The following is a 1,546-nucleotide window of genomic DNA, read 5'->3' as shown; positions in this document are numbered from 1 at the left end:
CCGTCCGTTACCTGAGCAAGAACGCGCGTGCCACGGACCTGCCGGTGCTGCTGATTTTTGCGGTCACGCTCCTGGTCATCGGCCTCGCCATCGGCTCGCTGTTTCAACTCATCAACCAAAAGGCTGCCGCGCATCCGCTGGAGGTTCTGTTCGCGATGCTGTCGATCCCGCTTGGCTGGTTCACAATCCATGCGATGGCGGCGCTGCATTATGCGCATGTCTACTGGATGGACGGCGACGAGATCGAAGAGAAAACCAGGAAGAAGAATCCGGTCGGCGGCCTCGATTTTCCCGGCGGCAAACGCCCGGAAGGCTGGGATTTCCTGTATTTCGCGACCGTCATCGGCATGACTGCGCAAACCGCCGACACTGGGATAACGACCTCGCGCATGCGCCAGGTCGTGCTCGTCCATTCGATCCTGAGCTTTTTCTTCAACACGGTGATCGTCGCCGCCGCGGTCAATCTCGCGGTCAGCCTGGGCTGTCCATAATAAATCCGTGATCGGATGAAACAACGCTTGGGCCGGAGACGTATTGGGAGGAGAACAAGGCTCTGAGAGGCCGCAGAAGATGCAGCCGGGAGGACACCTAGATATGGAGACCGTCGCCAGAAGCGAACCCTCCACCGAGGTAGAAGCATCCACGCCGAAGGACCCGACGCTGATTTACCGGCAATCGGGCTGGACGCGCCTGACCCATTGGCTCTGGGCGTTCTCGCTGTTCTTCATGCTGCTTTCGGGCCTGCAGATCTTCAACGCGCGCCCGCAACTCTACATCGGCAAGGAATCGGGCTTCCAATACAACAATACGATCCTCGAGATCGGCGCCGAAAACACAGACGGCGGACCGCGCGGCTTTACCAAAATCTTCGGGCATCGCTTCGACACCACCGGCGTGCTCGGCTGGTCCGGCCCTCCCGGACAGGAAACGCCGCGCGCCTTTCCGTCCTGGGCGACGATCCCGTCCTACTACGACCTCGGCACGGCCCGCGTCGTGCATTTCTTCTTCGCCTGGGTGCTGAGCGCAACACTGCTCATTTGGCTGGTGGCGAGCCTGATCAACGGCCATATCCGTCGCGATCTTGCCCCTCGCCTGGATGACTTGCGCAAGCTGCCGCGCGACATCCTCGACCATGCGAGGCTGAAATTCCACCACGCGCGCGAATACAACACGCTGCAGAAAATGGCCTATGGCGGCGTGCTCTTCGTGCTGTTGCCGCTGATGATCATCACCGGGCTTGCGATGTCGCCGAGCATGAATTCGGTGCTTCCCTGGCTCAATGAAATCTTGGGCGGTCGGCAGACGGCTCGCACCATCCACTTCATTGTCATGGTGTTGCTCGTGCTCTTCTTCGTCGTCCATATGCTGATGATCGTGGCTGCCGGTCCGATCAACGAGCTGCGCTCGATCATCACCGGCTGGTATCGCACCGACCCGCCCGCAAAGCACGACCAGGCAACCGAGAGGAGCGCCTGACATGGCAAAATTCCAGATTAGCCGCCGGAAGTTCTTGACCTCCGCCAGCCTCGGTCTGTCAGGCATCTGT

General features: G+C 60.2%; 2 protein-coding genes. Both read left to right on the top strand.

Annotated elements, in window-relative coordinates:
* A partial coding sequence (locus EOA49_RS31900) for a DUF1345 domain-containing protein (RefSeq protein WP_127243597.1) occupies window positions 1-491 on the top strand: 491 nt, incomplete at its 5' end.
* A 103-nt stretch (window positions 492-594) separates the two neighbouring features.
* Window positions 595-1,476 (top strand): cytochrome b/b6 domain-containing protein, encoded by an 882-nt coding sequence (locus EOA49_RS31895; RefSeq protein ID WP_127241726.1) that lies wholly within the window; start codon window positions 595-597, stop codon window positions 1,474-1,476.
* Window positions 1,477-1,546: the final 70 nt, after the last annotated feature.

The sequence above is a fragment of the Mesorhizobium sp. M1A.F.Ca.IN.020.04.1.1 genome (assembly GCF_003997315.1).
Taxonomy (GTDB): Bacteria; Pseudomonadota; Alphaproteobacteria; order Rhizobiales; family Rhizobiaceae; genus Mesorhizobium.
This window is presented reverse-complemented; position numbering and strand designations above follow the sequence as displayed.